This is a genomic window from Micromonospora sp. NPDC049559 (assembly GCF_040676675.1).
In the GTDB taxonomy this organism is placed as follows: domain Bacteria; phylum Actinomycetota; class Actinomycetes; order Mycobacteriales; family Micromonosporaceae; genus JBFAPK01.
The window spans coordinates 1-23,146 of sequence record NZ_JBFAPK010000042.1 but is presented as its reverse complement, the minus strand read 5'-3'; the positions used below and the strand labels follow the sequence as shown (position 1 = coordinate 23,146).

At 73.9% G+C, this 23,146-nt stretch carries 19 protein-coding genes and 1 pseudogene; 12 read left to right on the top strand and 8 right to left on the bottom strand.

The features are described 5' to 3' along the window. Positions 1 to 54 precede the first annotated feature (54 nt). A complete protein-coding gene (locus AB0J86_RS32480) occupies positions 55 to 438 on the bottom strand; it encodes a WhiB family transcriptional regulator (protein ID WP_363861491.1) in 384 nt (127 codons plus the stop codon). Between the two features lie 326 nt (positions 439 to 764). On the opposite strand from AB0J86_RS32480, the gene AB0J86_RS32475 reads away from it, so the two are divergent. Continuing rightward, the gene (locus AB0J86_RS32475; protein WP_363861490.1) at positions 765 to 1,787 is read left to right on the top strand and encodes a LuxR C-terminal-related transcriptional regulator; all 1,023 of its coding nucleotides are present in this window, start codon (positions 765 to 767) and stop codon (positions 1,785 to 1,787) included. Positions 1,788 to 1,870: 83 nt separating this feature from the next. On the opposite strand, the gene AB0J86_RS32470 is transcribed toward AB0J86_RS32475, so the two are convergent. Continuing rightward, positions 1,871 to 2,272, bottom strand: coding sequence for a DUF5319 domain-containing protein (locus tag AB0J86_RS32470; RefSeq protein ID WP_363861489.1), 402 nt, complete (start codon positions 2,270 to 2,272; stop codon positions 1,871 to 1,873). 470 nt (positions 2,273 to 2,742) lie between these two features. Here AB0J86_RS32470 and guaB point away from each other — a divergent pair, with 470 nt between their 5' ends. From guaB to AB0J86_RS32455, 3 genes are read left to right on the top strand one after another with little or no spacing between them, the layout of a single operon-like run. Then, positions 2,743 to 4,293 carry an IMP dehydrogenase gene (guaB, locus tag AB0J86_RS32465; RefSeq protein WP_363861538.1) on the top strand — a complete coding sequence of 517 codons (1,551 nt, stop codon included), beginning with the start codon at positions 2,743 to 2,745 and terminating at the stop codon, positions 4,291 to 4,293. A gap of 43 nt (positions 4,294 to 4,336) precedes the next feature. Further along, positions 4,337 to 5,455 (top strand): GuaB3 family IMP dehydrogenase-related protein, encoded by a 1,119-nt coding sequence (locus tag AB0J86_RS32460; protein ID WP_363861488.1) that lies wholly within the window; start codon positions 4,337 to 4,339, stop codon positions 5,453 to 5,455. A 26-nt stretch (positions 5,456 to 5,481) separates the two neighbouring features. After that, positions 5,482 to 6,894 (top strand): M1 family metallopeptidase, encoded by a 1,413-nt coding sequence (locus AB0J86_RS32455; RefSeq protein ID WP_363861487.1) that lies wholly within the window; start codon positions 5,482 to 5,484, stop codon positions 6,892 to 6,894. Positions 6,895 to 6,910: 16 nt separating this feature from the next. Here the strand turns inward: AB0J86_RS32455 and AB0J86_RS32450 are convergent, their stop codons facing one another. Further along, positions 6,911 to 8,062: an LCP family protein gene (locus AB0J86_RS32450; RefSeq protein WP_363861486.1), complete on the bottom strand. Its 1,152-nt coding sequence runs from the start codon at positions 8,060 to 8,062 to the stop codon at positions 6,911 to 6,913. A 200-nt stretch (positions 8,063 to 8,262) separates the two neighbouring features. Between AB0J86_RS32450 and AB0J86_RS32445 the strand changes: the two genes are divergently transcribed. After that, positions 8,263 to 9,993, top strand: a complete 1,731-nt coding sequence (locus tag AB0J86_RS32445) for a GMC family oxidoreductase (RefSeq protein ID WP_363861485.1) — start codon at positions 8,263 to 8,265, stop codon at positions 9,991 to 9,993. A gap of 104 nt (positions 9,994 to 10,097) precedes the next feature. Further along, a complete protein-coding gene (gene guaA / locus AB0J86_RS32440) occupies positions 10,098 to 11,651 on the top strand; it encodes a glutamine-hydrolyzing GMP synthase (protein WP_363861484.1) in 1,554 nt (517 codons plus the stop codon). Between the two features lie 7 nt (positions 11,652 to 11,658). Here the strand turns inward: guaA and AB0J86_RS32435 are convergent, their stop codons facing one another. Further along, the gene (locus AB0J86_RS32435; RefSeq protein ID WP_363861483.1) at positions 11,659 to 12,054 is read right to left on the bottom strand and encodes a PspC domain-containing protein; all 396 of its coding nucleotides are present in this window, start codon (positions 12,052 to 12,054) and stop codon (positions 11,659 to 11,661) included. Between the two features lie 144 nt (positions 12,055 to 12,198). On the opposite strand from AB0J86_RS32435, the gene AB0J86_RS32430 reads away from it, so the two are divergent. From AB0J86_RS32430 to AB0J86_RS32420, 3 genes are all read left to right on the top strand, one after another. Next, positions 12,199 to 13,146: an NUDIX hydrolase gene (locus AB0J86_RS32430; protein ID WP_363861537.1), complete on the top strand. Its 948-nt coding sequence runs from the start codon at positions 12,199 to 12,201 to the stop codon at positions 13,144 to 13,146. Positions 13,147 to 13,298: 152 nt separating this feature from the next. Next, on the top strand, positions 13,299 to 14,219 hold the full coding sequence (locus AB0J86_RS32425) for an NUDIX domain-containing protein (protein ID WP_363861482.1): 921 nt from the start codon (positions 13,299 to 13,301) through the stop codon (positions 14,217 to 14,219). A 399-nt stretch (positions 14,220 to 14,618) separates the two neighbouring features. Then, a complete protein-coding gene (locus AB0J86_RS32420) occupies positions 14,619 to 15,587 on the top strand; it encodes a CDP-alcohol phosphatidyltransferase family protein (protein WP_363861536.1) in 969 nt (322 codons plus the stop codon). 91 nt (positions 15,588 to 15,678) lie between these two features. On the opposite strand, the gene AB0J86_RS32415 is transcribed toward AB0J86_RS32420, so the two are convergent. The 3 genes and pseudogenes from AB0J86_RS32415 to AB0J86_RS32405 all read right to left on the bottom strand — a co-directional run bounded on the left by AB0J86_RS32415 (position 15,679) and on the right by AB0J86_RS32405 (position 19,294). Next, positions 15,679 to 16,932: a phosphatidylserine decarboxylase gene (locus AB0J86_RS32415; RefSeq protein ID WP_363861481.1), complete on the bottom strand. Its 1,254-nt coding sequence runs from the start codon at positions 16,930 to 16,932 to the stop codon at positions 15,679 to 15,681. A gap of 392 nt (positions 16,933 to 17,324) precedes the next feature. Beyond that, positions 17,325 to 17,507 (bottom strand): annotated as a pseudogene (locus AB0J86_RS32410) (hypothetical protein); the annotation flags it as partial. Further along, positions 17,504 to 19,294, bottom strand: a complete 1,791-nt coding sequence (locus AB0J86_RS32405; RefSeq protein WP_363861480.1) for a PspC domain-containing protein — start codon at positions 19,292 to 19,294, stop codon at positions 17,504 to 17,506. The gene AB0J86_RS32405 and the pseudogene AB0J86_RS32410, both read right to left, overlap by 4 nt. 77 nt (positions 19,295 to 19,371) lie before the next feature. Here AB0J86_RS32405 and AB0J86_RS32400 point away from each other — a divergent pair, with 77 nt between their 5' ends. Next, entirely contained in the window at positions 19,372 to 20,706 is a 1,335-nt protein-coding gene (locus AB0J86_RS32400; RefSeq protein ID WP_363861479.1) for a PspC domain-containing protein, read from the top strand. Then, positions 20,699 to 21,388: a response regulator transcription factor gene (locus AB0J86_RS32395; protein WP_363861478.1), complete on the top strand. Its 690-nt coding sequence runs from the start codon at positions 20,699 to 20,701 to the stop codon at positions 21,386 to 21,388. The genes AB0J86_RS32400 and AB0J86_RS32395 overlap by 8 nt, the downstream gene beginning before the upstream one ends. 60 nt (positions 21,389 to 21,448) lie before the next feature. On the opposite strand, the gene AB0J86_RS32390 is transcribed toward AB0J86_RS32395, so the two are convergent. Continuing rightward, the gene (locus tag AB0J86_RS32390) at positions 21,449 to 22,183 is read right to left on the bottom strand and encodes a PIG-L deacetylase family protein (RefSeq protein WP_363861477.1); all 735 of its coding nucleotides are present in this window, start codon (positions 22,181 to 22,183) and stop codon (positions 21,449 to 21,451) included. 443 nt (positions 22,184 to 22,626) lie between these two features. Here AB0J86_RS32390 and AB0J86_RS32385 point away from each other — a divergent pair. Further along, the coding region (locus AB0J86_RS32385; RefSeq protein WP_363861476.1) for an ABC transporter substrate-binding protein at positions 22,627 to 23,146 on the top strand (520 nt) is incomplete at its 3' end.

Here is a 23,146-nt window from a genome sequence, read left to right as displayed (position 1 = left end):
TCCAATCACGAGGATTTGCCCTAGATCGGCGAAGGATGGGGCGCGGGTGCGGGCTCAGGCGACGTGGCGCTGGTCCGGCACCGTGGACTTGTGCGGCTGTCCCAGCCGCGCCTCAAGGCGGCCGACGTCGACCCGGCTGCGGTGCCGATCGGCGACGTCCTCCCAGCCCAGGGCGAGCAGCCGCAGGCGTTCGGACTCGCTGAAACCGCCCCACACCCCGTACGGCTCGCGGACCGCCAGGGCGTGCGCGGCGCACTCGGCGCGCACCGGGCAGGTGCCGCAGACCGCCTTGGCCCGGGCCTCCCGCCGGTTCCGGGAGGAGCCCCGCTCGCCGTCCGGGTGGAAGAACTGGGCGCTGTCGCGGCCCCGGCACGCGCCGAGCCGCTGCCAGTCCCACAGGTCGACGATGGGTCCGGGCAGCCTGCGTACGTTCGACATCAGCACCCTCCTTCCGCGCGGCGCCGTGATGACCGGTCACGGGAGCCGTTTCGGCGGCAGCCCGCGCACGCGTACCGATCCGACCCCGGAGGGTCCGATACCCAACCACCCGTCGCCTCACACGTAACAGATCAAAAAGTTCGCGCCGGCCGTGGTGCGGCCCCTTGCCCGGCCCCAACCCGGGTACCCGCACCCTCGGCGGGGCGGTGCCGCAGGTCGCGGGCGCCGTCCGGGCGGGGCGGGCCAAAAAGTTCCCGTTGATCAGCCGGAAACTCTTCATGATCAGAGGGTCTCGTGGTTCTCTCGTTGCAGGAGAGGAGACCACCGTGCGTACCGTCCTCGTCTGTGTCCGGACCCCACTCGCGGCGCAGAATGTCGCGTCTGCCGCTGCTCGGCTTGGTTTGTCCACTGCGGTTCGTACCGCGGTGTCCGACCCCGAGGTGATGCTGCGGCTGGCCGAGCGGCCTGCGGACGTGGTTCTCGCCGACACCGCGCTCACTCGGCCCGACAGCGTCGGCTTCACCCGGCGGGTGCTGGCCCGGGCCCCCGGCGCCGCGATCCTGCTCTTCGGCAGCGAGGAGCCGGGGGTGGCGTCGGCCGCCATCGCCGCCGGCGCCCGCGGCCTGATCTCCTGCAACGCGGAGTACGACCTGGTCAGCGTCGTCGCCAAGGCGATGCTGCTGCTCGCCGGTCCGAGCCGGGTGGCCGGCGGTGGCCGAGGCGGCGTCGGCCGCAACCCGGCGGGTCTGGCCGGGCCGGCCCCGGGTGGCCGTCCGGGGCTGCCCGGGGAATTGGGCGCCACGACCGGGCGTACCGCCGCGGAGGCGCGTACCGATCCCGGCTCGCGGCTGCCGGTCCGGCCCGGCGCGGTGCCGCCGGCCGGCCGCAACGCCGGCCCGGAACCCGCCGCGAAGTCCGCCTCCGGCTCGCCGAACGCGGGGGCGCCCGGCGCGATGATCGTGCCGGTCCAGCGTGGCGAGGACGCGGTCGACGAGGGCGAGCCGACGTCGCCGAACGGCCAGCCGCAGGCCGGCACGGCGGGCGACCCGCGGGCCAACGCCGCGCCGGACGCCCGCTTCGGCGCCGATCGCCGGGGCGAGTCCGGGAACGGCGGCGACTACTCCCGGGCCGCCGGCGGCGCGCCGGGGCGCCAGGTGGCGCTGACCGAGCGGGAGATGCAGGTGCTACTCGGGATGGCCGACGGCAAGAGCAACGCGGAGATCGGCCGGGAACTCTTCGTCTCGGAGGACACGGTCAAGACGCACGCCCGGCGGCTGTTCCGCAAGCTCGGCGCCCGGGACCGGGCGCACGCCGTGGCGGCGGGCTTCCGCGCTGGGCTGGTGGCCTGAGCACGGCGGCGGGGGCCCGACCGCGAGCCCCTCGGCGCTCCGCCCGGTCCGGGCAAGCCGGACCCGGTCCGCCGGGGACCGGGTCAGTCCTCGTCCTCGTCGGTGCCCTCGGTCAGCGTGTCGTGCACCCCGTCCGCGTAGCCGCGGGCGTACTCCCAGGTCACGTAGTGGTCCGGGTCCGGGTCGTAGGCCGGCTCGTGCACCCGGGGCCGGCCGGAGTTCAGCAGGTGCCGCAGGTTGCCCCGGAGCAGATCCCAGTCGAAGTAGTGCGGCTCACGGCAGTCCTCACACTCGATCACCAATCCGCGTACCCCGACCGGCTGCAGCAACGCCTGGTAGACCTCCAGGTCGGCGAGGTCCTCGAGCACGTCCTGCCGCTCGACCTCGGTCAGCGGGTCGAGCTCGTTCTCCTCGACCGGGTCGTCGAGACCCGCCGACGGGTCGGCGGGGTCGCCGTTGAAGGGGTCGATCGGCTCGTCGTGCACCCCTCCACCGTAGTCGTACCCCCCGGATCCCCGCCCGCCCGACATCGCAGCGGACATGCGCGACCGGCCCACCCGCCCGGACCTGAGAAGCCGGGACGCGCATCACAGCGCCCCACCCGCCCGAAGTCGAGGAGCGCGGGACGCGGGCCACAGCGCCACCCGACCGGAGCCGAGGAGCGCGCCGCGCAGCGGTCGCGCCCCGCAGGCTTCCCCAGCGAGCGAGCGCAGCGGCGCGGCGGTGTCTGGACCGGAGCGGCGCGGCGGGCGACCACCCACCCACGCCGCCGCGGAGGGGAAGACGCCGCCTCAAGGCGCCGTGGAGCGCGCGAGCGCGGAAGCACAGCTCACTGGGTACGATGAACCATCGCGCCGCCAGCGCGGGTGACCCGTGCGCGCCCGTGTACCAGGCGAAGCCGTCCGACCAGCTCAGGGGACAAATCGTGGAAAACTCGCCCGCCACCGATCTTCCGATGGGCGCCGCCGACCAGGCGGCCGGGGCCACCGACCTGCCCGCCGCACACCTGCCCGAGCTGCCGGCCGGTTCGGCCCGGGCGGTACCGCTCGGCCTGACCTTCGACGACGTGCTGCTGCAACCGGGCGAGTCGGACATCGTGCCGAGCAAGGTGAGCACGGTCACCCGGATGACCCGTAACGTCACCCTCGCCCTTCCGCTGCTCTCCAGCCCGATGGACACGGTCACCGAGGCGCGGATGGCGATCGCGATGGCCCGCCAGGGCGGCATCGGCGTGCTGCACCGCAACCTCTCCCTGGAGGACCAGGCGTTGCAGGTCGACCTGGTGAAGCGCTCCGAGTCGGGGATGATCACCAACCCGGTCACCTGTAGCCCGGACCACACCATCCGCGAGGTCGACGCGCTCTGCGGGCGCTACCGGATCTCCGGCGTGCCGGTCGTCGACGACCAGGGCGCGCTGGTGGGCATCGTCACCAACCGGGACATGCGCTTCGTGACCGACCTGGCCACCCCGGTCCGCGAGATCATGACCCCGATGCCGCTGGTCACCGCACCGGTCGGGGTGTCCAAGGAGGACGCGCTCGCGCTGCTGCGCCGGCACAAGGTGGAGAAGCTGCCGCTGGTCGACGACGCCGGCCGGCTGCGCGGCCTGATCACGGTGAAGGACTTCACCAAGAGCGAGCAGTACCCGAACGCCACCAAGGACGACGCGGGTCGGCTGCGGGTCGCGGCCGCCGTCGGGGTCGGCGAGGACGCGTACAAGCGGGCCCGGGCGCTAGTCGACGCGGGCGTCGACGTCCTGATCGTCGACACCGCGCACGGGCACCAGCGGGCGGTGCTCGACATGGTCCGGGCGCTCAAGCGGGACACGAAGGTCGACATCGTCGGCGGCAACGTCGCGACGTACGCCGGGGCGAAGGCGCTGGTCGAGGCCGGTGCGGACGCCGTCAAGGTCGGCGTCGGTCCGGGGGCGATCTGCACCACCCGGATCGTGGCCGGGGTCGGCGTGCCGCAGATCACCGCGATCATGGAGGCGGCGCGGGCCTGCCGCCCGGCGGGCGTACCGGTCATCGGCGACGGCGGCATCCAGTACTCCGGGGACATCGCCAAGGCCCTGGTCGCCGGCGCCGACACCGTGATGCTCGGCAGCCTCTTCGCCGGCTGCGAGGAGAGCCCGGGCGAGCTGCTCTTCATCAACGGCAAGCAGTTCAAGTCGTACCGGGGGATGGGCTCGCTCGGCGCGATGCAGTCCCGGGGCCAGGTCCGCTCCTACTCCAAGGACCGCTACTTCCAGGAGGACGTGACCAGCGAGGAGAAGCTGGTACCGGAGGGCGTCGAGGGCCAGGTGCCCTACCGTGGCCCGCTCGCGCGCGTCGCGCACCAGCTGGTCGGTGGCCTCCGCCTGGCGATGGGATACGTGGGCGCCGAGAGCATCCCCGAGCTGCACCGCCGTGGCCAGCTCATCCGGATCACGGCGGCCGGGCTCAAGGAGAGCCACCCGCACGACATCCAGATGACCGTCGAGGCGCCCAACTACCACACCCGCTGACGACACCGCCGGTTCGGCGACCCCTTCTAACCTGGAGTGAGCCATGCGTGACGTGGTCGAGATCGGGCTGGGCAAGACCGCGCAGCGCGGTTACCACCTGGACGACATCGCGATCGTGCCCAGCCGCCGTACCCGGGACGTCGACGACGTCTCGACGGCGTGGCAGCTCGACGCGTACCAGTTCGGGATCCCCTGCCTGGGACACCCCTCCGACGCGACGATGAGCCCGAGTTCGGCGGCGCGGCTGGGCCAGCTCGGCGGCCTCGGCGTGCTCAACGTCGAGGGGCTCTGGACCCGGTACGAGAACCCGACGAAGATCCTGGAGGAGCTCTCCGGGCTGGACGAGACCGCCCGGGCCACCAAGCGGCTGCAGGAGGTCTACGCCGAGCCCATCCGGCCCGAGCTGATCGCCGAGCGGGTACGCGAGATGCGCGAGGGCGGCGGCACGGTCGCGGTACGGGTCTCGCCGCAGCACACGCTCGCGCTCGCCCCGGTGATCCTGGACGCCGGGGTCGACATCCTGGTGATCCAGGGCACCCTGGTCTCGGCCGAACACGTCTCCACCACGGACGAGCCGCTCAACCTCAAGGAGTTCATCGCCGACCTCGACCTGCCGGTGGTGGTGGGCGGTTGCATCGACTACAAGACGGCGCTGCACCTGATGCGCACCGGCGCGGCCGGGGTGATCGTCGGCTTCGGCTCGGACGACTGGTCCACCACCGAGTCGGTGCTCGGCATCCGGGTACCGATGGCCACCGCGATCGCCGACGCCGCGGCGGCGCGCCGGGACTACCTCGACGAGACCGGCGGCCGGTACGTCCACCTCATCGCCGACGGTGACCTGCAGACCTCGGGCGACATCGCCAAGGCCCTGGGCTGCGGCGCGGACGCGGTGATGCTCGGCGAGCCGCTCTCGCTCTGCGACGAGGCCCCGGCGGCCGGCGCCTGGTGGCACTCGGCCGCGAGCCACCCCTCGCTGCCGCGCGGGGCGTTCGGCGTCGCCGAGCGCTCGCTCGGTTCGATGGAGAAGCTGCTCTTCGGTCCGGCCGACGAGCCGGACGGCCAGCTGAACCTCTTCGGCGGGCTGCGCCGGGCGATGGCCAAGTGCGGGTACCGCGACCTGAAGGAGTTCCAGAAGGTAGGGCTCGTCCTGGACCGGTGAGCCGGCGGGAGGGATCAGGGGTTGTCATGGGGGATCGGAGCCGGCCGGCGACGGCCGTGGTGCTGCTGGCCGTGCTCCTGGCCACCGGCTGCACCGGGACCGGACCGCGACGGTCGGGCGAGTTCTCCCCGGGCGCGGCCGGAATCGGCGACCCCTACTTCCCGAGCTACGGCAACGGCGGTTACGACGTCGGTTCGTACCGGCTCAGGGTCCGGTACGACCCGGCGTCGCGCGCGCTGACCGGGACCGCGACGATCGCGGCGACCGCCACGGCGGACCTCTCCCGGTTCAACCTCGACCTCGCCGGGCTGACCGTGCGCGGCGTCAGGGTGGACGGTGCCGCGGCACGGCACCAGCGCGCCGAGGGTGAACTCGTGGTCACCCCGGACCGTGGGCTCGCGAAGGGCGCGCGGTTCGAGGTGGAGGTTGCCTACGACGGGACGCCGGCCCCGGTCACCAGCCCGGACCTCGGGTCCAACGGGTTCCTCGCCACCGCCGAGGGCGCCGTCGCGCTGGGGCAGCCGGAGTCGGCGAGCACCTGGTTCCCGGTGAACGACCACCCGCTCGACAAGGCGACGTACGAGATCGAGGCGACCGTGCCGGACGGGCTGACCGCGATCAGCAACGGCGTGCCGGGCGGGAGCACCACCACCGGCGGCTGGACCACGTGGAAGTGGTCCGAGCGGTCGCCGATGGCGAGCTACCTGAGCACCCTGGTGATCGGCCGGTACCGGGTGAGCACCGGCACGCACGCCGGCAAGCCGATGGTGACGGCGGTGGCCGCGGCGCTGCCCGCCGACGGTGCGGCGGCCAGGTCCGTGGCCCGTACCGGCGAGATCGCCGACTTCCTGGCCACCCGGTTCGGCCCGTACCCGTTCGACGCGTACGGCGGGGTGGTGGTCGACGACCAGCGCATCCGGTACGCGCTGGAGACGCAGTCGCGGCCCGTCTACGGTCCCGTCTTCTTCGACTCGGGCGAGAACGCCGGCGTGGTCGCGCACGAGCTGGCGCACCAGTGGTTCGGCGACAGCGTGTCGCTGAGCCGGTGGAGCGACATCTGGTTGAACGAGGGCTTCGCCACCTACGCCGAGTGGCTCTGGGCGGAGCACGAGCAGGCCGGGGCGTTGCGGCGCAGCTTCGACACGGCCTATGCCGCCACCGACTGGGCGAAGCCGACCCTCGACCCCGGTCGGGCGGGGATCTTCGGCAACGCGGTCTACAAGCGCGGGGCGCTGGCGGTGCACGCCCTGCGGCTGACCGTCGGCGACGAGGCGTTCTTCCGGATCCTGAAGAGCTGGACGGCGGAGAAGCGCGACGGCAACGCCACCACCGCGGACTTCGTCACCGTGGCGCAGCGGGTGTCGGGCAAGCAGCTCGGACCGCTTTTCGACGCGTGGCTCTCCGGTACCGGCGCGCCGCCGGTACCCGGGCGGGGCTGACACCCGCGCCGCCGGCTCAGTCGCGGACCACCAGTTTCGGGTGGGTCGACAGAAAGGCGTCCGCCCGGCCGGCCACGAGTTCGGTGAGGAAGTCCCGCCCGACCTGGTCGAGCTGCTCGCCCCGGTAGCGCCCGCCGCTGCTCACCGAGTGTCCGGGGAGGCTGACCAGGGTGATCGCCGCCACCGGGAGCCGGCTCAGCGCGAACGCGAAGTCGACCACCCGCTGGCCGTTGCCCTGAAAGGTGAGGGCGGCGCCCAGGGCGCGGACCACCCGGTCGAGCCGGTCCGGGTCGCGGGCCAGCTCCTGGCTGAGGATCTTCCGTACGATGGCCCGGACGAGCTGCTGCTGGTGGCGCTGCCGGGCGTAGTCCCCGCCCGTGGTGTAGCGCTGCCGCGCGTAGTCCAGCGCCTGCCAGCCCACGAGGTGCCGGTTTCCCCTCTCGTAGACCATCTGCGGCCCGACGTAGCCGTTCGCGCCGCCGGCCCGGTGCCGGCCGTCGGGGCGCCGGTGCTGGGAGACGACCCGCTGGTCGACGTAGAGGTCGATGCCGCCGAGGGCGTCCACCAGGTCGTCGAAGCCCTCGAAGGTCAGTACCGCCCCGGCCTCGAAGGAGTCGATGCCGGTGTAGTCGCGCACCGCGGTCTCCAGCAGCTCGTAGCCCTGCGCGGTGTTCGGCTTGCCGCGTTTGCCCGGTACCCGGCTGCCGTAGCTCATCGCGTGGGTGAGCTTGGTGCGCTCGCCGTCGAAGTCCGCCTTCGGGAAGGGCGGCAGCTCCACCACCAGGTCGCGGGGGAGGGAGAAGAGGTACGCCCGGTCCAGCTCCCGGGTCACGTGCATGACCAGTACGGCGTCGCCGTGCGGCTCCCAGCCGGGCACCCCGATGCGGGTGTCGACGCCGACCAGCAGGAGGTCGAGCGGGCCGGTGATGTCGCGGCCGGGCTCCGGCGTCGGGCTGGGGGTGGGCGACGGTGCCGCCGGCGAGGGGGTGGTGGGCGCCGCGGCGGGGCCGGCGTCGGGGTGCTCCACGCCGGACCGTCGCAGTTGGACGACGGCGTAGCCGGCGCCGACCAGTACCGCGAGCAGCGTGACGACCGCGAGGACGCCGCCGACCGTGCGACCGGGCCCGCCGCCCGGGCCCGGGGAACCGGGCGAATGTGTGCCCGCCATGTCTCGCTCCCTTCGGCCGGATCCGCGGCCGGTGTCGGGGCGCCCGGAGATGCCGGCTCGCGCCGGGGGCGTGTGTCGAGGGACCGCCCTCAATTGAAGAACGTTTTGGCCCGGATGAACGTTGCACCCTGGTCACAGCTTGCCCGGAAGGCACCCGGCACCCATGGTGCGAAAGCTACTCGTCGGTAATGATGGCGCCCATGCGCTACGACGTGGTCGTCATCGGATCCGGCTTCGGCGGCAGCGTGGCCGCGCTCCGGCTGATCGAGAAGGGCTACTCGGTCGCCGTGCTGGAGTCGGGGCGCCGCTTCGCCGACGACGAGCTGCCCGAGACCTCCTGGCGCCTGCCCCGGTTCCTCTGGGCCCCGGCACTCGGCTGGTACGGCATCCAGCGGATCACGCTGCTGCGCCCGGCCGTACGCCGGTCCGGCGCGGGCGTACTCGTCCTCTCCGGCGCCGGCGTCGGCGGGGGCTCGCTGGTCTACGCCAACACGCTGTACGAGCCGCTGCCGGAGTTCTACGACGATCCACAGTGGCGGGACATCACCGACTGGCGGGCCGAGCTGGCGCCCCACTACGACCAGGCCCGGCGGATGCTCGGCGTGACCACGTACCCGGTCCGGACCGCCGCCGACGACGCGATGCGGGCGGTGGCCGAGCGGATGGGCGTGGGCGACACCTTCCACCCGACGCCGGTCGGCGTGTACCTCGGCTCGCCCGGCGAGCGGGTGGCCGATCCGTACTTCGGCGGGGCAGGGCCGGAGCGGACCGGCTGCCTGCACTGCGGCGCCTGCATGACCGGCTGCCGGCACGGGGCCAAGAACACCCTGGTCAAGAACTACCTGTGGCTGGCCGAACGGCTGGGCGCCGAGGTCCACCCGTTGACCACCGTGACCGCGGTACGCCCCGCCGCCGAGGGCGGGTACGTCGTCGAGACCGTCCGGACCGGTGCCTGGCCGCCCCGGCGCCGCCGACGCCTGCACGCCGACCAGGTGGTCTTCGCGGCCGGGGCGCTCGGCACCCAGCGGCTGCTGCACGAGATGCGGGCGACCGGGGCGCTGCCCGGCCTCTCGCCCCGGGTCGGCGCGCTGACCCGGACCAACTCGGAGGCGATCCTCGGCGCCGCGGTACTGCGCGGCGAGGCCCGCCGCCGGGGGCTGGACTTCACCGCCGGCGTCGCGATCACCAGTTCCTTCCACCCGGACGCGCGCACCCACGTCGAGCCCGTGCGCTACGGGCGCGGCGCCAACGTGATGGGGCTGCTCCAGTCCGCGCTGGTCGACGGCGGTCCCCGCCGGGTCCGGCGCTGGCTGGCGACGATGGCCCGGTCCCCGCTGACCTACCTGCGCCTGCTCTCGGTCCGTGAGTGGTCGCAGCGTACGGTGATCGCCCTGGTCATGCAGTCGCTCGACAACTCGCTCACCACCCACCCGCGGCGCGGCTGGCACGGCCGGCTCCGGCTGGCGACGACCCAGGGGCACGGGGCACCGAACCCGAGCTGGATCCCGGCGGGCAACCGGGCGGCCCGGCTGCTCGCCGAGGAGATCGGCGGCGTACCGGGCGGCGCGGTCACCGAGCCGTTCGACGTACCGATGACGGCGCACATCCTCGGCGGCGCGGTGATCGGTGCCTCCGCCGACGAGGGGGTGGTCGACGCGTACCACCGGGTCTTCGGGCATCCCGGGTTGCACGTGGTGGACGGGGCGGCGGTCTCGGCGAACCTCGGTGTGAACCCGTCGCTGACGATCGCGGCCCAGGCGGAGCGGGCCCTGTCGTACTGGCCCAACCGGGGTGAGCCGGATCCCCGTCCCGACCTCGGTGCGCCGTACGTCCGGATCGACCCGGTGCCGCCGCTGCGTCCGGCCGTACCGCCCGACGCCCCCGCGGCGCTGCGCCCGCCGCGCGGCCGGGACGACCGGGACGGGCGGTGAGCCAGGGGCACGTGTTGCGGGAGAGCCCGCTCGCGGGGGCGGCCGCGTCCCCGCCGGCCGGCCGCGCTCCGGGTCCCCGCTCACGGTCGGTAGGCTTGGTGCGCATGAGCACCCCGCGCCCCGTTCTCGTGGTCGACTTCGGAGCCCAGTACGCCCAGCTCATCGCGCGCCGGGTACGCGAGGCCAAGATCTATTCCGAGATCGTGCCCCACACGATGCCGCTCGCCGAGATGCTGGCCAAGGAGCCGACGGCGATCATCCTCTCCGGCGGCCCGGCCAGCGTCTACGAGCCCGGGGCGCCCCGCGTCGAGCCGGCCCTGTTCGAGGCGGGCGTGCCGGTCTTCGGCATCTGCTACGGCTTCCAGGCGATGGCCCAGGCGCTGGGCGGCACGGTGGCGCACACCGGCAGCCGGGAGTTCGGCGGTACGGTGCTGCGGCCCGGCGACGCCGCGGGCGTGCTGCTGCGGGACCTCCCGGCCGAGCTGCCGGTCTGGATGAGTCACGGGGACTGCGTCACGGCCGCCCCCGAGGGCTTCACCGTGACCGCCGAGTCCGCCGGGGCGCCGGTCGCCGCGTTCGAGGACGTCGCCGGTCGGCGGGCCGGCGTGCAGTTCCACCCCGAGGTGGGGCACACCGCGCACGGCCAGGAGATGCTGACCCGCTTCCTGTACGACATCGCCGGCATCGAGCCGACCTGGACGCCCGACAACATCATCGACGAGCAGGTGGCCGCGATCCGGGCCCAGGTCGGTACGAAGGAGGTCATCTGCGCGCTCTCCGGCGGGGTCGACTCGGCGGTGGCCGCGGCGCTCGTGCACCGGGCCGTCGGTGACCAGCTCACCTGCGTCTTCGTGGATCACGGTCTGCTGCGGGCCGGCGAGGCCGAGCAGGTGGAGAAGGACTACGTGGCGGCGACCGGCATCCGCCTGAAGGTGGTCGACGCGGCCGACCGGTTCCTCGGCGCGCTCGCGGGGGTCACCGACCCGGAGCAGAAGCGCAAGATCATCGGTCGGGAGTTCATCCGGGTCTTCGAGGCCGCCGCCCGCGAGGTCGCGGCGAGCGGGGACGTGGAGTTCCTGGTCCAGGGGACGCTCTACCCGGACGTGGTGGAGTCCGGCGGTGGGACCGGCACCGCCAACATCAAGAGCCACCACAACGTCGGCGGCCTCCCCGAGGACCTGCGGTTCTCGCTGGTCGAGCCGTTGCGCACGCTCTTCAAGGACGAGGTCCGCGCGCTCGGCGTGGCGCTCGGGCTGCCCGAGGCGATGGTCTGGCGGCACCCGTTCCCGGGGCCGGGGCTGGCCATCCGGATCATCGGTGCGGTCGACCGCGAGCGGCTCGACGTGCTCCGGGCCGCCGACCTGATCGCCCGTCAGGAGCTGACCGCCGCCGGGCTCGACCGCGACGTCTGGCAGTTCCCGGTCGTGCTGCTGGCCGACGTACGCAGCGTCGGGGTGCAGGGCGACGGGCGCACGTACGGCCATCCGGTCGTACTGCGCCCGGTCTCCAGCGAGGACGCCATGACGGCCGACTGGTCGCGGCTGCCGTACGACGTGATCGCCCGGATCTCCACCCGCATCACCAACGAGGTGTCGGAGGTCAACCGGGTGGTGCTCGACGTGACGAGCAAGCCTCCGGGCACCATCGAGTGGGAGTGACGACGCCTCACGCCCCGGGCGGCGGGCCCGGGACGGTCGGCGGGGCCTCGGCCGCGGCCGGCTGGCCCGGGGCGGTCGGCGCCGTCGGCGGTACGGGCGCGCCCGGCCCCGGGCGGGTCGCCGGGCCCGCGGTGGGCGCGCGCCAGCCCGGTCCGCTCGCCGGCGGGTGCGGCCAGGCGGGAGCGCCGGCCGGCTCCTCGGGCATCAGGAACCACATCACCGGGTACGCCAGCAGCGCGAGGCCGCCGGTCAGCACCCCGGCGACCGCGAAGACGACGCGGACCAGCGTCGGGTCGAGGTTGAAGTAACGGCCGAGCCCGCTGGCGACGCCGGCCACCATCCGGTCGGTCGTCGGGCGGCGCAGCTGCTTGTACGGGGCCTGGGTGAAACCTGCGTCGGTCATGCCCCAACGGTCGCGCGCCGGACGCGGCGGCGCCTCGGTGACCGCCCCGAGGTCGACCCTGACTGCCCCCTGATGGGCAACAAACTGTCAGGAATCCGACTCTTGTTCCGGGCTCGAAACATGATCGGTGGAGAATTCAAGCTCGTGAAACCCGCGCTGAAGCCGCTTCGCAGGATCGCGGCGTACGCAGTTTGTACCGATTCGACGGGCCGGGTGCTCCTGGTCCGCGCCTCGGCGCAGTCCGGCACCCCGGGCGTCTGGTCCCTCCCCGGCGGCGCCGTCGACCACGGCGAGGACCCCAACCACACAGTGGTACGCGAGACCGCCGCCGAGACCGGTCTCTCCGTCACCGTCACCGGGCTACGGGACGTCCTCGCCGACGTGCGGGCGCTGCCCGGACGCGGCATCACGATCCACACCGACCGCCTGCTCTACGCGGTCGCCGTCCGCGGCGGTACCCTCGCCGACCGGGTCGACCAGCCCACCGACCTGGTCCGCTGGCACACCCTGGACGAGGCGAAGGGGCTGCCGCTGCGCCCGTTCACGGCCCGGGCGCTGGGGCTGCCGCCGGACTCGATCGACCAGTCCCCGGACGAGATCCCCGACTACCCGTCCTTCCACGCGGTGCCCGGCCCGGACGGGCTGCACCGGGCGCAGCGCTTCGCCGCGTACGCGGTGGCGACCGATCCCGCCGGGCGGGTGCTGCTCACCCGGGTCGCCGACGGCTACCCGGGGGCCGGCTGCTGGCACCTGCCCGGCGGCGGTACCGACTACGGCGAGCAGCCGGGGGCCGCGCTCATCCGGGAACTGGTCGAGGAGACCGGCCAGAGCGGGCGGCTGGTCGAGCTGCTCGGCGTGGCGAGTCACCGCGACGCGGCCTCGCTCGGGCCGGAGGGCTACCCGATCGACTGGCACGGCGTACGCGCCTTCTATCGCGTGATGATCGATTCTCCGGCGCCACCGAAGGTGGGCGACGTCGGCGGCTCGACCTGCGAGGCGCGCTGGTTCGGGCCGGACGAGCTGGGCGCCCTCCCCGCCGAACGGCTGACCGAGGTGACGGCCGAGGCCGTCCAGGCCGCCCGCCTCGGCTGACCGCCCGCGCCCGCACCGCCCCGCCTGCCCGTCGATCACGGAGTCGGGGCGGCGCGAAGTGCCGTATACCGCCCCATAACGCCGGCCCCAACTCCATGATCGGCGGACCGCACCCGCTACCCTCGTGATCGACACGAGCGGGGGTGTTGCGGGTGCGGCAACGACGGCGGATCGGGGCGTACGGGCTCTGCCGCGACGGTGACCGGGTGCTGCTGACCCGCGCGTCCGCGCTGGCCGACTTCCCCGGGCTCTGGCAGTTGCCGGGCGGCGGGCTCGAACACGGGGAGCACCCGGCGGTCGCGGTGGCTCGCGAGTTCACCGAGGAGACCGGCCTGACGATCGAGGTCGGCGAGGTACGCGCGGTGGTCGCCGACGTGATCCGGCTGCCGGACCTGGACGTCGCCCTGCACACCGACCGGGTGATCTACGACGTCGCCGCCACCGGTGGGGTACTGCGCGACGAGGCGGCCGGCACCACCGACCTGGTCGCCTGGGTACCGCCCGACGAGCTGTCCCGGCTGCCGCTGATGCCGTTCACCGCGGAGCTGCTCGGCCTGCCGGTGACCCCGCTGCCCGAGGACGTCCCGCCGCCGTGGCCGCGCCAGCCGCTCGCGCCGCCGGCCGCGGATCGGCGGCAGCGGTTCGCCGCGTACGGGCTCGCCACGGATCCGGACGGACGGGTGCTGCTCACCATGATCGCCGACGGGTACCCGAGCGCCGGCCGCTGGCACCTGCCCGGCGGCGGTACCGACCACGGCGAGCAGCCCGCCACCGGGCTGCTGCGCGAGCTGGTCGAGGAGTCCGGGCAGCTCGGCCGGATCACCGGTCTGCTCGGCGTCTCGAACCTGCACAACCCCGCCGCGCTCGGGCCGGAGGGCGTGCCGCTGGACTGGCACGGGGTTCGGGTGACGTACCGGCTCATGGTCGAGGCGCCGACCGAGCCCGTGGTGACGGAGCGGGCGGGCTCCACCTCGCGGGCCGCGTGGTTCGACCTCGCCGAGGCCCGCGAGCTGCCGCTGACCGACGTCGCGGCCGCCGCCCTGGCGCGGCTCGCCGCCGAACCGACCGGCTGAGCGGCCCACGGCCGCGCCGGCCCCCGGCATCGGCCCTGATCATGCGGGGTGCGGGCCGCCCCGACTCAGTGTCGTGGATGTCTACAGTAAAGTGACGGGACTCCGCCGGGCTGGACCCCTGGCGTGATTCCGGCTGGATTGGGAAGATATTCCTGGTCGGCCGGTTTGCCCGTAAAAGTTCGGTCAACAGATATCGCCAACCAACGCTGATTGTGCGATGGTGTAGGCCGCAAAAGAGGTTGCCGGTCACACTTGGTCGGCACGAGACAGCCGGGAGTTCGTCCGCCGAATGGGCGAAACGGGCATCCCGGTGATGGAGGAAACGTGCCGAGGACCCCTTGGCGTCGGCGTCGTACCACGGACAATCCCCGCCCCGCCGGACGCCGATGGACCGGGCAGCTGCGCCGCAGCGGCGCCTTCGCCCGTCAGGTGCTCCTGGTCCGGGTGGCGCGCCGGGACCAGGAGCCGGGCCGGGACCGCGGGCTCGGCGGCGGCACCGCCACCCTGACGCCCGGACACCCGTACCCGGCGGCCCCCCGGCCGTCGCGACGCTACGGCTTCGGGCGCTTCGCCGACGCGGAGATCCGCGCGGAGATCGAGGCGGTCGTCCCGGTCAGCCCCGCGCTCGGCGGCCCCGTGGCCCCGGTCGAGCCGGCGGCCAGCGGCGGCGTACCGCTGCTGCCCGGCGAGCGCACCACCGCCCGGCGGATCAAGTTCGCGCTGGTCAACTCCTGCACGCTGGCGAGCCTCACGCTCGGCATGCTCGCCATCTTCCTGGCCATGCACGGGGAGGTCCGCACCGCCGCCGGGTTCCTGATCGCCTGCGTCGCCTTCGACGGCCTCGACGGCGCGCTGGCCCGCAAGCTTGGGGTGGCGAGCCCGTTCGGCGCCCAGATGGACTCGCTGGCCGACATGTGCTCGTTCGGCCTGGCCGCGCCGGTCGTGGTCTACGCCTCGCTGGCCGGCTCCGTCTCGACCACCGCCGCCGCGGTCGCCTGCGCCCTGGTCGCGGCCTGCTCGGCGATCCGGCTCGCCCGGTTCAACATCTCGCCCAGGGACGGCCGGTTCTTCTGCGGCGTGCCGACCACCATGGCCGCCGCGGTACTCGCCCTCGCCGTACTGATCGGCCTGCCGGTACCCGGTACGGCCCAGGTCGCCGTGGTGGCGCTGCTGGCGTTCGCGATGGTGTCGAGCTTCCCGTACGCCAAGCTGGCTCGCCTGATCAAGCTGCCGCCGTGGCTCTGGCTCGCCCCGGTCATCGGCGCGCTGATCGACGTACGGCTCACCTTCGCGCTGGTGGTGGTCGGCTACCTGGCCAGCGGCCCGCTGCTCTGGCTGCGCCAGCGCCGGGCGGCCCGGCCGGCCTGACCGCCCCCGACCCGACGGAAAGGGCGCGCCCCGGAGCGATCCGGGGCGCGCCCTTCGTCGTTGTCGCCGCCGCGTCGGTGGCGCGGGCCCGTCAGCGCCAGCGGGCGATCACGGAGGAGCCGCCGACGACCTTGTCGCCGGGGGCCACCACCGGGTCCGCGGCGTCGGCCGGCAGGTAGACGTCGGTACGCGAGCCGAAGCGGATCAGCCCGAACCGCTCCCCACGGGCCAGCAGCGAGCCGACCGGTGCCCGGTGCACGATCCGGCGGGCGATCAACCCGGTCCGTTGGGCCACCACCACCGTCCCGTGATCGGTGTCGAGGACCGTGTACGCCGCCACGTTGTGCTCGGCGTCCGGCTTCATCGCGGCCGCGAAGCCGCCGTCGGCGACGAAGTAGTCGGCCACCTTGCCGGCCACGGGGGCGCGGTTGACGTGCACGTCGAGGACGGAGAGGAAGACCGCGATCCGGAGGAACTCGCCGTCGCCGAACCGCTCGTCGGGCAGCCGCTGGACCGAGAGCACCCGACCGTCCGCCGCGGCCACCACGGCCGCGGGATCCTCCGGGATGTCCCGTTCCGGGTCGCGGAAGAACGCGGCGACCGGGGCGGCGGCCAGCGCCGGCACCAGCCAGAGCTTCGACTTCGGCCGGGCGGCCCGGGTGAGCGCGGCCAGGCCGAGCGCGATGCCGGCCGCCGCGACGCCGTTCGAGTCGATGTGCATGTTGCGGGTCAGCGGGATGCTGGACGGGCGGTAGGCCGGGGCGAGCCGGGCCGCCACGGCGATGTCGGCCGGGGTGAAGCGCAGCCGGTGCACGCGTACCGGCGGGTGGTTGCGCAGCACCAGGTCGGTACCGACGCCGAAGAGGGCGTCCTGGCGGTCCAGCTCGGCGGCGGCGTCCGGGGTACGCCCGGGCAGGGCCGGTACCGCCACGGTCAACACGCCGCCGGGCCCGACGTACTTGCCCAGCTCCTCCAGGGTGGCCCGGGCCGCCTCCGCGGAGCCGGTGAACGGCTCGGCCGCCACCACCACGTCGGCCGGGTCGGCGGCCGCGAGCGAGTCGACGATCCGTACCCGGTCGGCCACCCACTGCCCCTGGAGCGTCAGGTGTTCCCGCAGCCGGTCGGCGTCCGTGCCGTCGGCGGGTACCAGCGTGAGCGTGTCGCCCGGCAGCAGCGCGCCTAGCGCGACGGCCAGCACGACGCTGTCCGGCGTGGCCCCGACCACCAGCGCGGTCTTCGGACCGTGGTGCCGGGCGAGTTCGGCGGTGAGGGTGCGGGCGGCACGCTCGCCGAGACGGACCGGGTCGGGCGGACCGGCGGGACCGACGACGGGGGACTGGGTCATGTCGGACGAGCTCCTCGCGGGGTCGGGGTCGGGACGGCCGGACGGAACGGACGGGGACACCGTTTCCGGCTCGCCCGACGCGGACCGGCCGGCGGAGGCGGAAACCTCCACCGGCCAGCATAGGGTGCGGCCGAACAGGCGTGCACCGATGCGCGTCAGCGGTCGCGGTCACCGCCGGACGCCGGCGGCGCGGTGACCGGATCCTCGGCCGACCAGGTGCCGGAGCCCGGATACCCGGGTGCCCCGCTCGTCGGCCGGGGACCGGCGCCGCTGGTCGGTTCCGCGCCGGCGCCGCTGGTCGGCGGCAGCCCGCCGCCGCTGGTGGGCGCGGCCGGCGTCGAACCGTCCGGCGTCGCGCCCGTCCGCGCGGTTTCGTTCGGCGCGGAGCCGTTGCGGGCCGCCCGTACCGCGCCGAGCAGGCCGAGGCTGCCGAGCAGGATCAGCGCGCCGGCCATGAACCAGCCGACCGGTGGCAGCGCCAGGTCCAGCAGCTGACCGACCAGCCACCAGCCCGAGAGCGCCAGGAAGAGCACGCCGAAGGTGAACGACACTCCGTCGGTACGGTGCGCCCTCATCGCCGGACCTCCAGGTTGCCCGCGTTGACGTTCAGGTCGAGCCGCAGCGTGCCGCCGCCCGGACCGTCGCTGCCGTAGTCGGTGGCCGTACGGTCGGTCCGGTCGAAGCCGCTCCAGTGCGTGCCGAAGATGTCCGTGTCGCCGGCCCGTACCCGGGTCTCGGTCGTGACGTCGACCCGCGGCGGTACCAGGATCGTCAGCGAGCCGACGTTGACCTGCACCGAGATGTCGGTTTCGTGCCCGCCGAAGTCGACGTTGCGCAGGTCGAGCGTCGAGTCACCGAACTGGTTCTCGTACCGGTCGGCCAACTCCTGGTAGCTCGTCGGCGTCCAGACCACGGGCGCGTCCGGCCCCTGGACCCCCTCGTACGACTCGGCGAGCGTGGCGATGCCGAGCGCGACCGCCCCCGCCAGGCCGAGCGCGATCAGCCACCGGGCCCGGCCGAACCAGGTACCGACGAGCAGGCCGAGGCCGATGGTGGTCAGCGCCACCGCGAAGTAGCCGGAGACCGGTACCGAGATCACGCCGCCGAGGTCCAGGATCGCCGTCACGCCGATGGCCAGGAAGATCAGCGAGAAGGTCGCCGCGCCGAGGGGCGAGCGCTCGCGGTTGCGGGGCGCCTTCGGGGGCTTCGCGGGCGGGGGGACCGGTGCGCCACCCGGCGGGTACGGTCCGGTGCCCGCGTACGGGCCGCGCGGGGCGAAGGGCGGCCGGTAGGCGCCGCCGGGCGGCGGCCCGTAGCCGGGCGTGCCGTACGCCGGGGTGCCGTAGCCCGACGCGCCGTACCCGGGGGCGGGCGGCAGCGGGCTCGTGGTCAGGGCGGACCAGGCGGGCAGCGGCTCGGTCGGCGGCTCGGCGGTCCCGCCGCCCGCCTGGCCCGCCGCCGCGGTCCCGCGCGCCTCCGGCTGCTGGTACCCGCCGGGCGCCGCCGGGTAGGAGGCCGGACGGCCCGGCTCGGCATACCGGGCGCCGGCCGGGGCGACGAAGCCCCCCGCGCCGGGGTGGCCGGCGCCCGGCGCCGCCGGGAAGGCGGTCGTCGGGCCGGGCTGGCCCGGCGCCGCGGCGGCGAAGCCGCCGCCCGCCGCCGGCGCGCCGGGAGCGACGCCGGCCGGCGCGGCGCCGGTCCGGTCCGCGTTGGCGTCCCGGCGGCCCGCGTCCCGGTTGAGCAGGATCGCCCCGCCGATCAGGATCGCCGCGCCGAGCAGCACGGCCCGGAACGCGTCGGTGACGATGAAGCCGAAGCTGACCGCGACCAGGACGCTGAGCACGATCACCGTGACCGGCGACATGCTCGACCGGCCCCGGCCCAGCATGGACTCGACCGGGGAGGCGGTGTCCCCCTCGCCCGGGATGATCAACCACGCCGCGACGTAGACCAGGATGCCGATGCCGCCGAAGAAGCCCAGTACGGCGAGGAGCACCCGCCAGAGCACCGGGTCGGTGTTGGTGGCCCGGCCGATCGCGGCGCAGACCCCGGCCAGGTAGCGGCCGTCGCGCGGGCGGACCAGCCCGTACCGGGAGGTGAAGCCGGCTCCGGTGGGCGGCGGCGGGGCGGCGCCCGGGCCGTACCCCCATCCCGGCGGCGGGCCGGGCGGTGGCGGCGGTGGCGGGGCCGCGCCGCCGGTCGGCGGGTCGGCCGGCCGCGTGTCGCCCGGCGGTGCGTCGCCGGGCCGGGCTTCGGCCGCCGGCTCGGGCGTCGAGGGCACCGGACCCGGTCCCGGAGCGGATACGGTGGAGTCCCCGCTGGTCGTCTGCGCCCCCGGGTGCGCGGCAGCGTCGTCGGTCATACTTCGATCGTCGCCGCTCGCGTACCCGAGCGGCCTCAGGCGGCAACCCTGAGCGGACCCTGAGATCCCGCAGCTCGATGTCCGGGTCGTCCCCGTGGCCGGAACGGGCCGCGCCGTGTGACGATCGGTGCACGCCACCGACCAGGGAGCCAGCGATCATCACCACGACCGAGCCACCCCGCCTCTACCGGGCCCGCCACGGCCGCATGGTCGCCGGCGTGGCCAGCGGTATCGCCGAGCACGTCGGGATCTCCGTGGTGCGGGTACGCGTGGCCTTCGCGGTGTTGCTCGGGCTCAGCGGGCTGGGCCTGCTGCTCTATGCCGCCTTCTGGGCGGTGGTACCGCTGCAACCGGGGCCGGCGACCGCCGAGCCGCCGCGCCGGGACATCTTCCAACTGCTGCCCTTCGTCGCCATCGGCCTCGGCATGATCCTGGTCCAGGTGATGGTCTTCGACTCGATCGGCGTGGCGAGTACCGCCGGCTGGCTGGTGGCGATCATCGCGGTCGGCGCCGGAGTGATCTGGCACCAGTCCGCCCCCGAGCGGCGGCGGCAGTGGAGCGAGTCGATGCCGGTGCCGTGGCTCGGCGCGGTGGTGGAGGAGAGCGACCGGCGCGCCTTCGTCCTGCGCTTCATCGGCGGCGGCGTGCTGGTGGCGGTCGGCATCATCGGGGTGGCGGCGGTCTTCTCCCCGCAGGACAGCCTCGACGCGGTGCTCTACGGCGTGATCTTCGCGCTGGTGGGGCTCGCGGGCGTCGGCGTGGTGGCCGCCCCGGTCCTCTGGCGCACCTACAACCAGCTGCGCGCCGAGCGGGAGGGACGGATCCGCGAGCAGGAGCGCGCCGAACTGGCGGCCATGGTGCACGACCAGGTGCTGCACACCCTCGCGCTGATCCTGCGCAACGCCGGTGACGTCAAGACCGTGCAGCGGCTGGCCCGCGGCCAGGAACGGTCGCTGCGCAACTGGCTCTACAAGCCGACCGCGTCGCCGTACGAGCGGCTCGCCGCGGCGCTGGAGCAGGTCGCGGCCGAGGTGGAGGACACCTACGCGGTGACCGTCGAGGCGGTGGTGGTGGGCGACCGGGAGACCGACGAGCGGGTCGGCGCGCTGGTCGCCGCGGCCCGGGAGGCGCTGGTCAACGCGGCCCGGCACGCCAAGGTACAGACCATCTCGCTCTACGCCGAGGTCGAGCCGGAGCAGGTGAGCGTCTTCGTACGCGACCGGGGCGCCGGCTTCGACCCGGCTACGGTAGAGGACCACCGGCACGGCGTACGTGGTTCGATCATCGGCCGGATGAAGCGGCACGGCGGGCGGGCGGAGATCCGCAGCGAGCCGGGCCAGGGCACCGAGGTACGGCTCCACCTGCCGATCGGTGCCACCGCAGGAAGGGCGGCAGGTAGAGATCATGATTGAGCAGCCGATCGGGCCCGGGACGGACGCGCCGGGCGGCGAGCCGCGGCGACTGCGGGTCTTCCTGGTCGACGACCACGCGATGTTCCGTGCCGGCGTACGCGCCGAGCTGGGCGCGCACGTGGAGGTGGTCGGCGAGGCGAGCACGGTGGCCGAGGCGATCAGTCGGATCGCGCTGACCGCGCCGGACGTGGTCCTGCTCGACGTGCACATGCCGGACGGCGGCGGTCGGGCGGTGCTGGAGTCGATGCGGCGTACCCAACCGCAGGTGCGGTTCCTGGCGTTGAGCGTCTCCGACGCCGCCGAGGACGTGATCGGGCTGATCCGGGCCGGCGCCCGGGGCTACGTCACGAAGACGATCTCCCCGGACGAGCTGGCCGCGGCGATCCGCCGGGTGGCCGACGGCGACGCCGTGTTCAGCCCCCGGCTGGCCGGGTTCGTGCTGGACGCCTTCGCCGCCCGCCCCGACGCGCCGGTCGCCGACCCGGAGCTCGACCAGCTGACCAACCGGGAGCGTGAGGTGCTCCGCCTGCTCGCCCGCGGGTACGCGTACAAGGAGATCGCCAAGGAGCTCTTCATCTCCATCAAGACGGTGGAGACGCACGTCTCGAACGTATTGCGGAAGCTGCAGATGTCGAACCGGTACGAGCTGTCCCGCTGGGCGGCCGACCGCCGCCTGGTGTGACCCGGCGTCCGGCCGGCCGGGCGGCTCGTTGCACCCGCCGCGCCGCCGCGCCGCGCGCCGTTACTCCGTCCGCAGCACCGTGAAGGCCTCGGCCAGCCGGTCGTCCGGCAGGCCGAGGCTCTCCGCCATGGTGGTGAGCCGGTCCCGCAGCCAGGTCCCCAGGTCGAGGTGCGCGGTCTGGGAGGCGTGGGCCCGCAGCGCGGCGAGCTTGCGGTCGTACCGGTCGGTGATGTCGACCGCGTGGTCCGGCGCGGGACCGCCGGCGTACCAGACCTCGCGCACCACCCACGGCTGGAGCCCCTCGTCCAGCAGCTCCGGGAAGGCGAACGGGTTGCGCGCGTCGGGGTAGATGGCGCAGGTGGTCGCCTCGCCGGCGGCCAGGTGGTCCGGGTGGCTCGGTCCGGTGAGCTGTTCCCAACGCCGCAGCGGCGAACTGGTGAGCACCCGGTCCGGCCGGAACCGGCGGATCGCCGCGGTGATGTCGCGGCGCAGCGCAAGCGTCGGCGCGAGGGCGCCGTCGGCGTACCCGTCGAGGAAGTCCACCCGGGTGACGCCGACCGCGGCGGCCGCCGCGCGCTGCTCGCGTTCCCGGATCGCCGGGATCTCCGCGCGCGGCGTGTCGTCGAATCCGCCGGCGTCCCCCCGGGTGACGATCAGGTACGCGACCTCGATACCCTCGTCCACCCAGGTGGCAATCGTGCCCGCGGAGCCAAAATCCACATCATCCGGATGGGCAAACACGGCCAGTGCGCGGCGCACGTCGGACAGTGCCGGGGCGGAGGCGGGGAAGGTCATACCACTGAGCCTACGCGCAGGAGGTCATATCGCCCGTCGGGGCGAAATCGCAGGTCAACGGCGTGCGGCGGAAATCCGGAATGATCTTCATTCAGTATCGGCAGGGCACCGGCCAACTAACGTCTTGATAACGGCACCTTCACGTCAAGGGCAGGTCGGTGTCACAGTTGCAGTCACCTCACCCCCTCGTGTGAGCCGCCCTGCGGGTCCCCCGTCGCTCGCGAACGCCCTGTTCAGGCTGTCCGCCCCCCGGGAGCCTGCGCGGCGACGGGCGCATCGGGGTGAGTAAGCCCGGCGGATCATCGGTGCATCTGGGGTGTCCCGAGTCCCTGCGGTAGCTTTCCGGCAGTCGGCGCCAACGTCGCCTGCCGGCTGGCGTGATCCCCCAATGTGCGTGTGACACACGACCAAGACCTGGTCATGAAAGAGGAGGGCCCTCGGTAATGAGAGTCTCGAAGCGTGCGAGCGCTGTCGCGCTGGGCGCGGCCTGCGCGCTCGTCGCGGCAGGCTGCAGCTCTGGCGGCGACAACAGCTCGTCCGGTGACACCAACGGCGCCATCAGCATCTACGGCACGCAGCCGGAGGTCGGCCTCGTCCCGGCCAACACCACGGAGACCGGCGGCGGGAAGCTCATCGACGCCCTGTGGACCGGGCTGGTCGAGTACCCGAACGACGGTGGCGCCCCCAAGAACGCCCTGGCCGAGTCGATCACCACGCCCGACTCCAAGGTCTACACCATCAAGATCAAGCAGAACACGAAGTTCCACGACGGCACGGTCGTGAAGGCCAAGAACTTCGTCGACGCCTGGAACTTCGACGCGTACTCGCCGAACGGCATGCAGAACGCCAGCTTCTTCAGCGACATCGCGGGCTTCTCGGACGTCAACACCTCCGACCCGGACGGCCCGGACGGCCCGCAGAAGGCCCCGGAGCCGAAGTCGAAGACGATGTCCGGCCTGAAGG

Coding starts and splice junctions, on each gene's coding strand:
- AB0J86_RS32480 (WP_363861491.1), bottom strand. CDS start 438: ATGTCGAACGTACGCAGGCTGCCCGGACCCATCGTCGACCTGTGGGAC.
- guaB (WP_363861538.1), top strand. CDS start 2,743: ATGGGCGCCGCCGACCAGGCGGCCGGGGCCACCGACCTGCCCGCCGCA.
- AB0J86_RS32460 (WP_363861488.1), top strand. CDS start 4,337: ATGCGTGACGTGGTCGAGATCGGGCTGGGCAAGACCGCGCAGCGCGGT.
- AB0J86_RS32455 (WP_363861487.1), top strand. CDS start 5,482: ATGGGGGATCGGAGCCGGCCGGCGACGGCCGTGGTGCTGCTGGCCGTG.
- AB0J86_RS32450 (WP_363861486.1), bottom strand. CDS start 8,062: ATGGCGGGCACACATTCGCCCGGTTCCCCGGGCCCGGGCGGCGGGCCC.
- AB0J86_RS32445 (WP_363861485.1), top strand. CDS start 8,263: ATGCGCTACGACGTGGTCGTCATCGGATCCGGCTTCGGCGGCAGCGTG.
- guaA (WP_363861484.1), top strand. CDS start 10,098: ATGAGCACCCCGCGCCCCGTTCTCGTGGTCGACTTCGGAGCCCAGTAC.
- AB0J86_RS32435 (WP_363861483.1), bottom strand. CDS start 12,054: ATGACCGACGCAGGTTTCACCCAGGCCCCGTACAAGCAGCTGCGCCGC.
- AB0J86_RS32415 (WP_363861481.1), bottom strand. CDS start 16,932: ATGACCCAGTCCCCCGTCGTCGGTCCCGCCGGTCCGCCCGACCCGGTC.
- AB0J86_RS32405 (WP_363861480.1), bottom strand. CDS start 19,294: ATGACCGACGACGCTGCCGCGCACCCGGGGGCGCAGACGACCAGCGGG.
- AB0J86_RS32400 (WP_363861479.1), top strand. CDS start 19,372: ATGTCCGGGTCGTCCCCGTGGCCGGAACGGGCCGCGCCGTGTGACGAT.
- AB0J86_RS32395 (WP_363861478.1), top strand. CDS start 20,699: ATGATTGAGCAGCCGATCGGGCCCGGGACGGACGCGCCGGGCGGCGAG.
- AB0J86_RS32390 (WP_363861477.1), bottom strand. CDS start 22,183: ATGACCTTCCCCGCCTCCGCCCCGGCACTGTCCGACGTGCGCCGCGCA.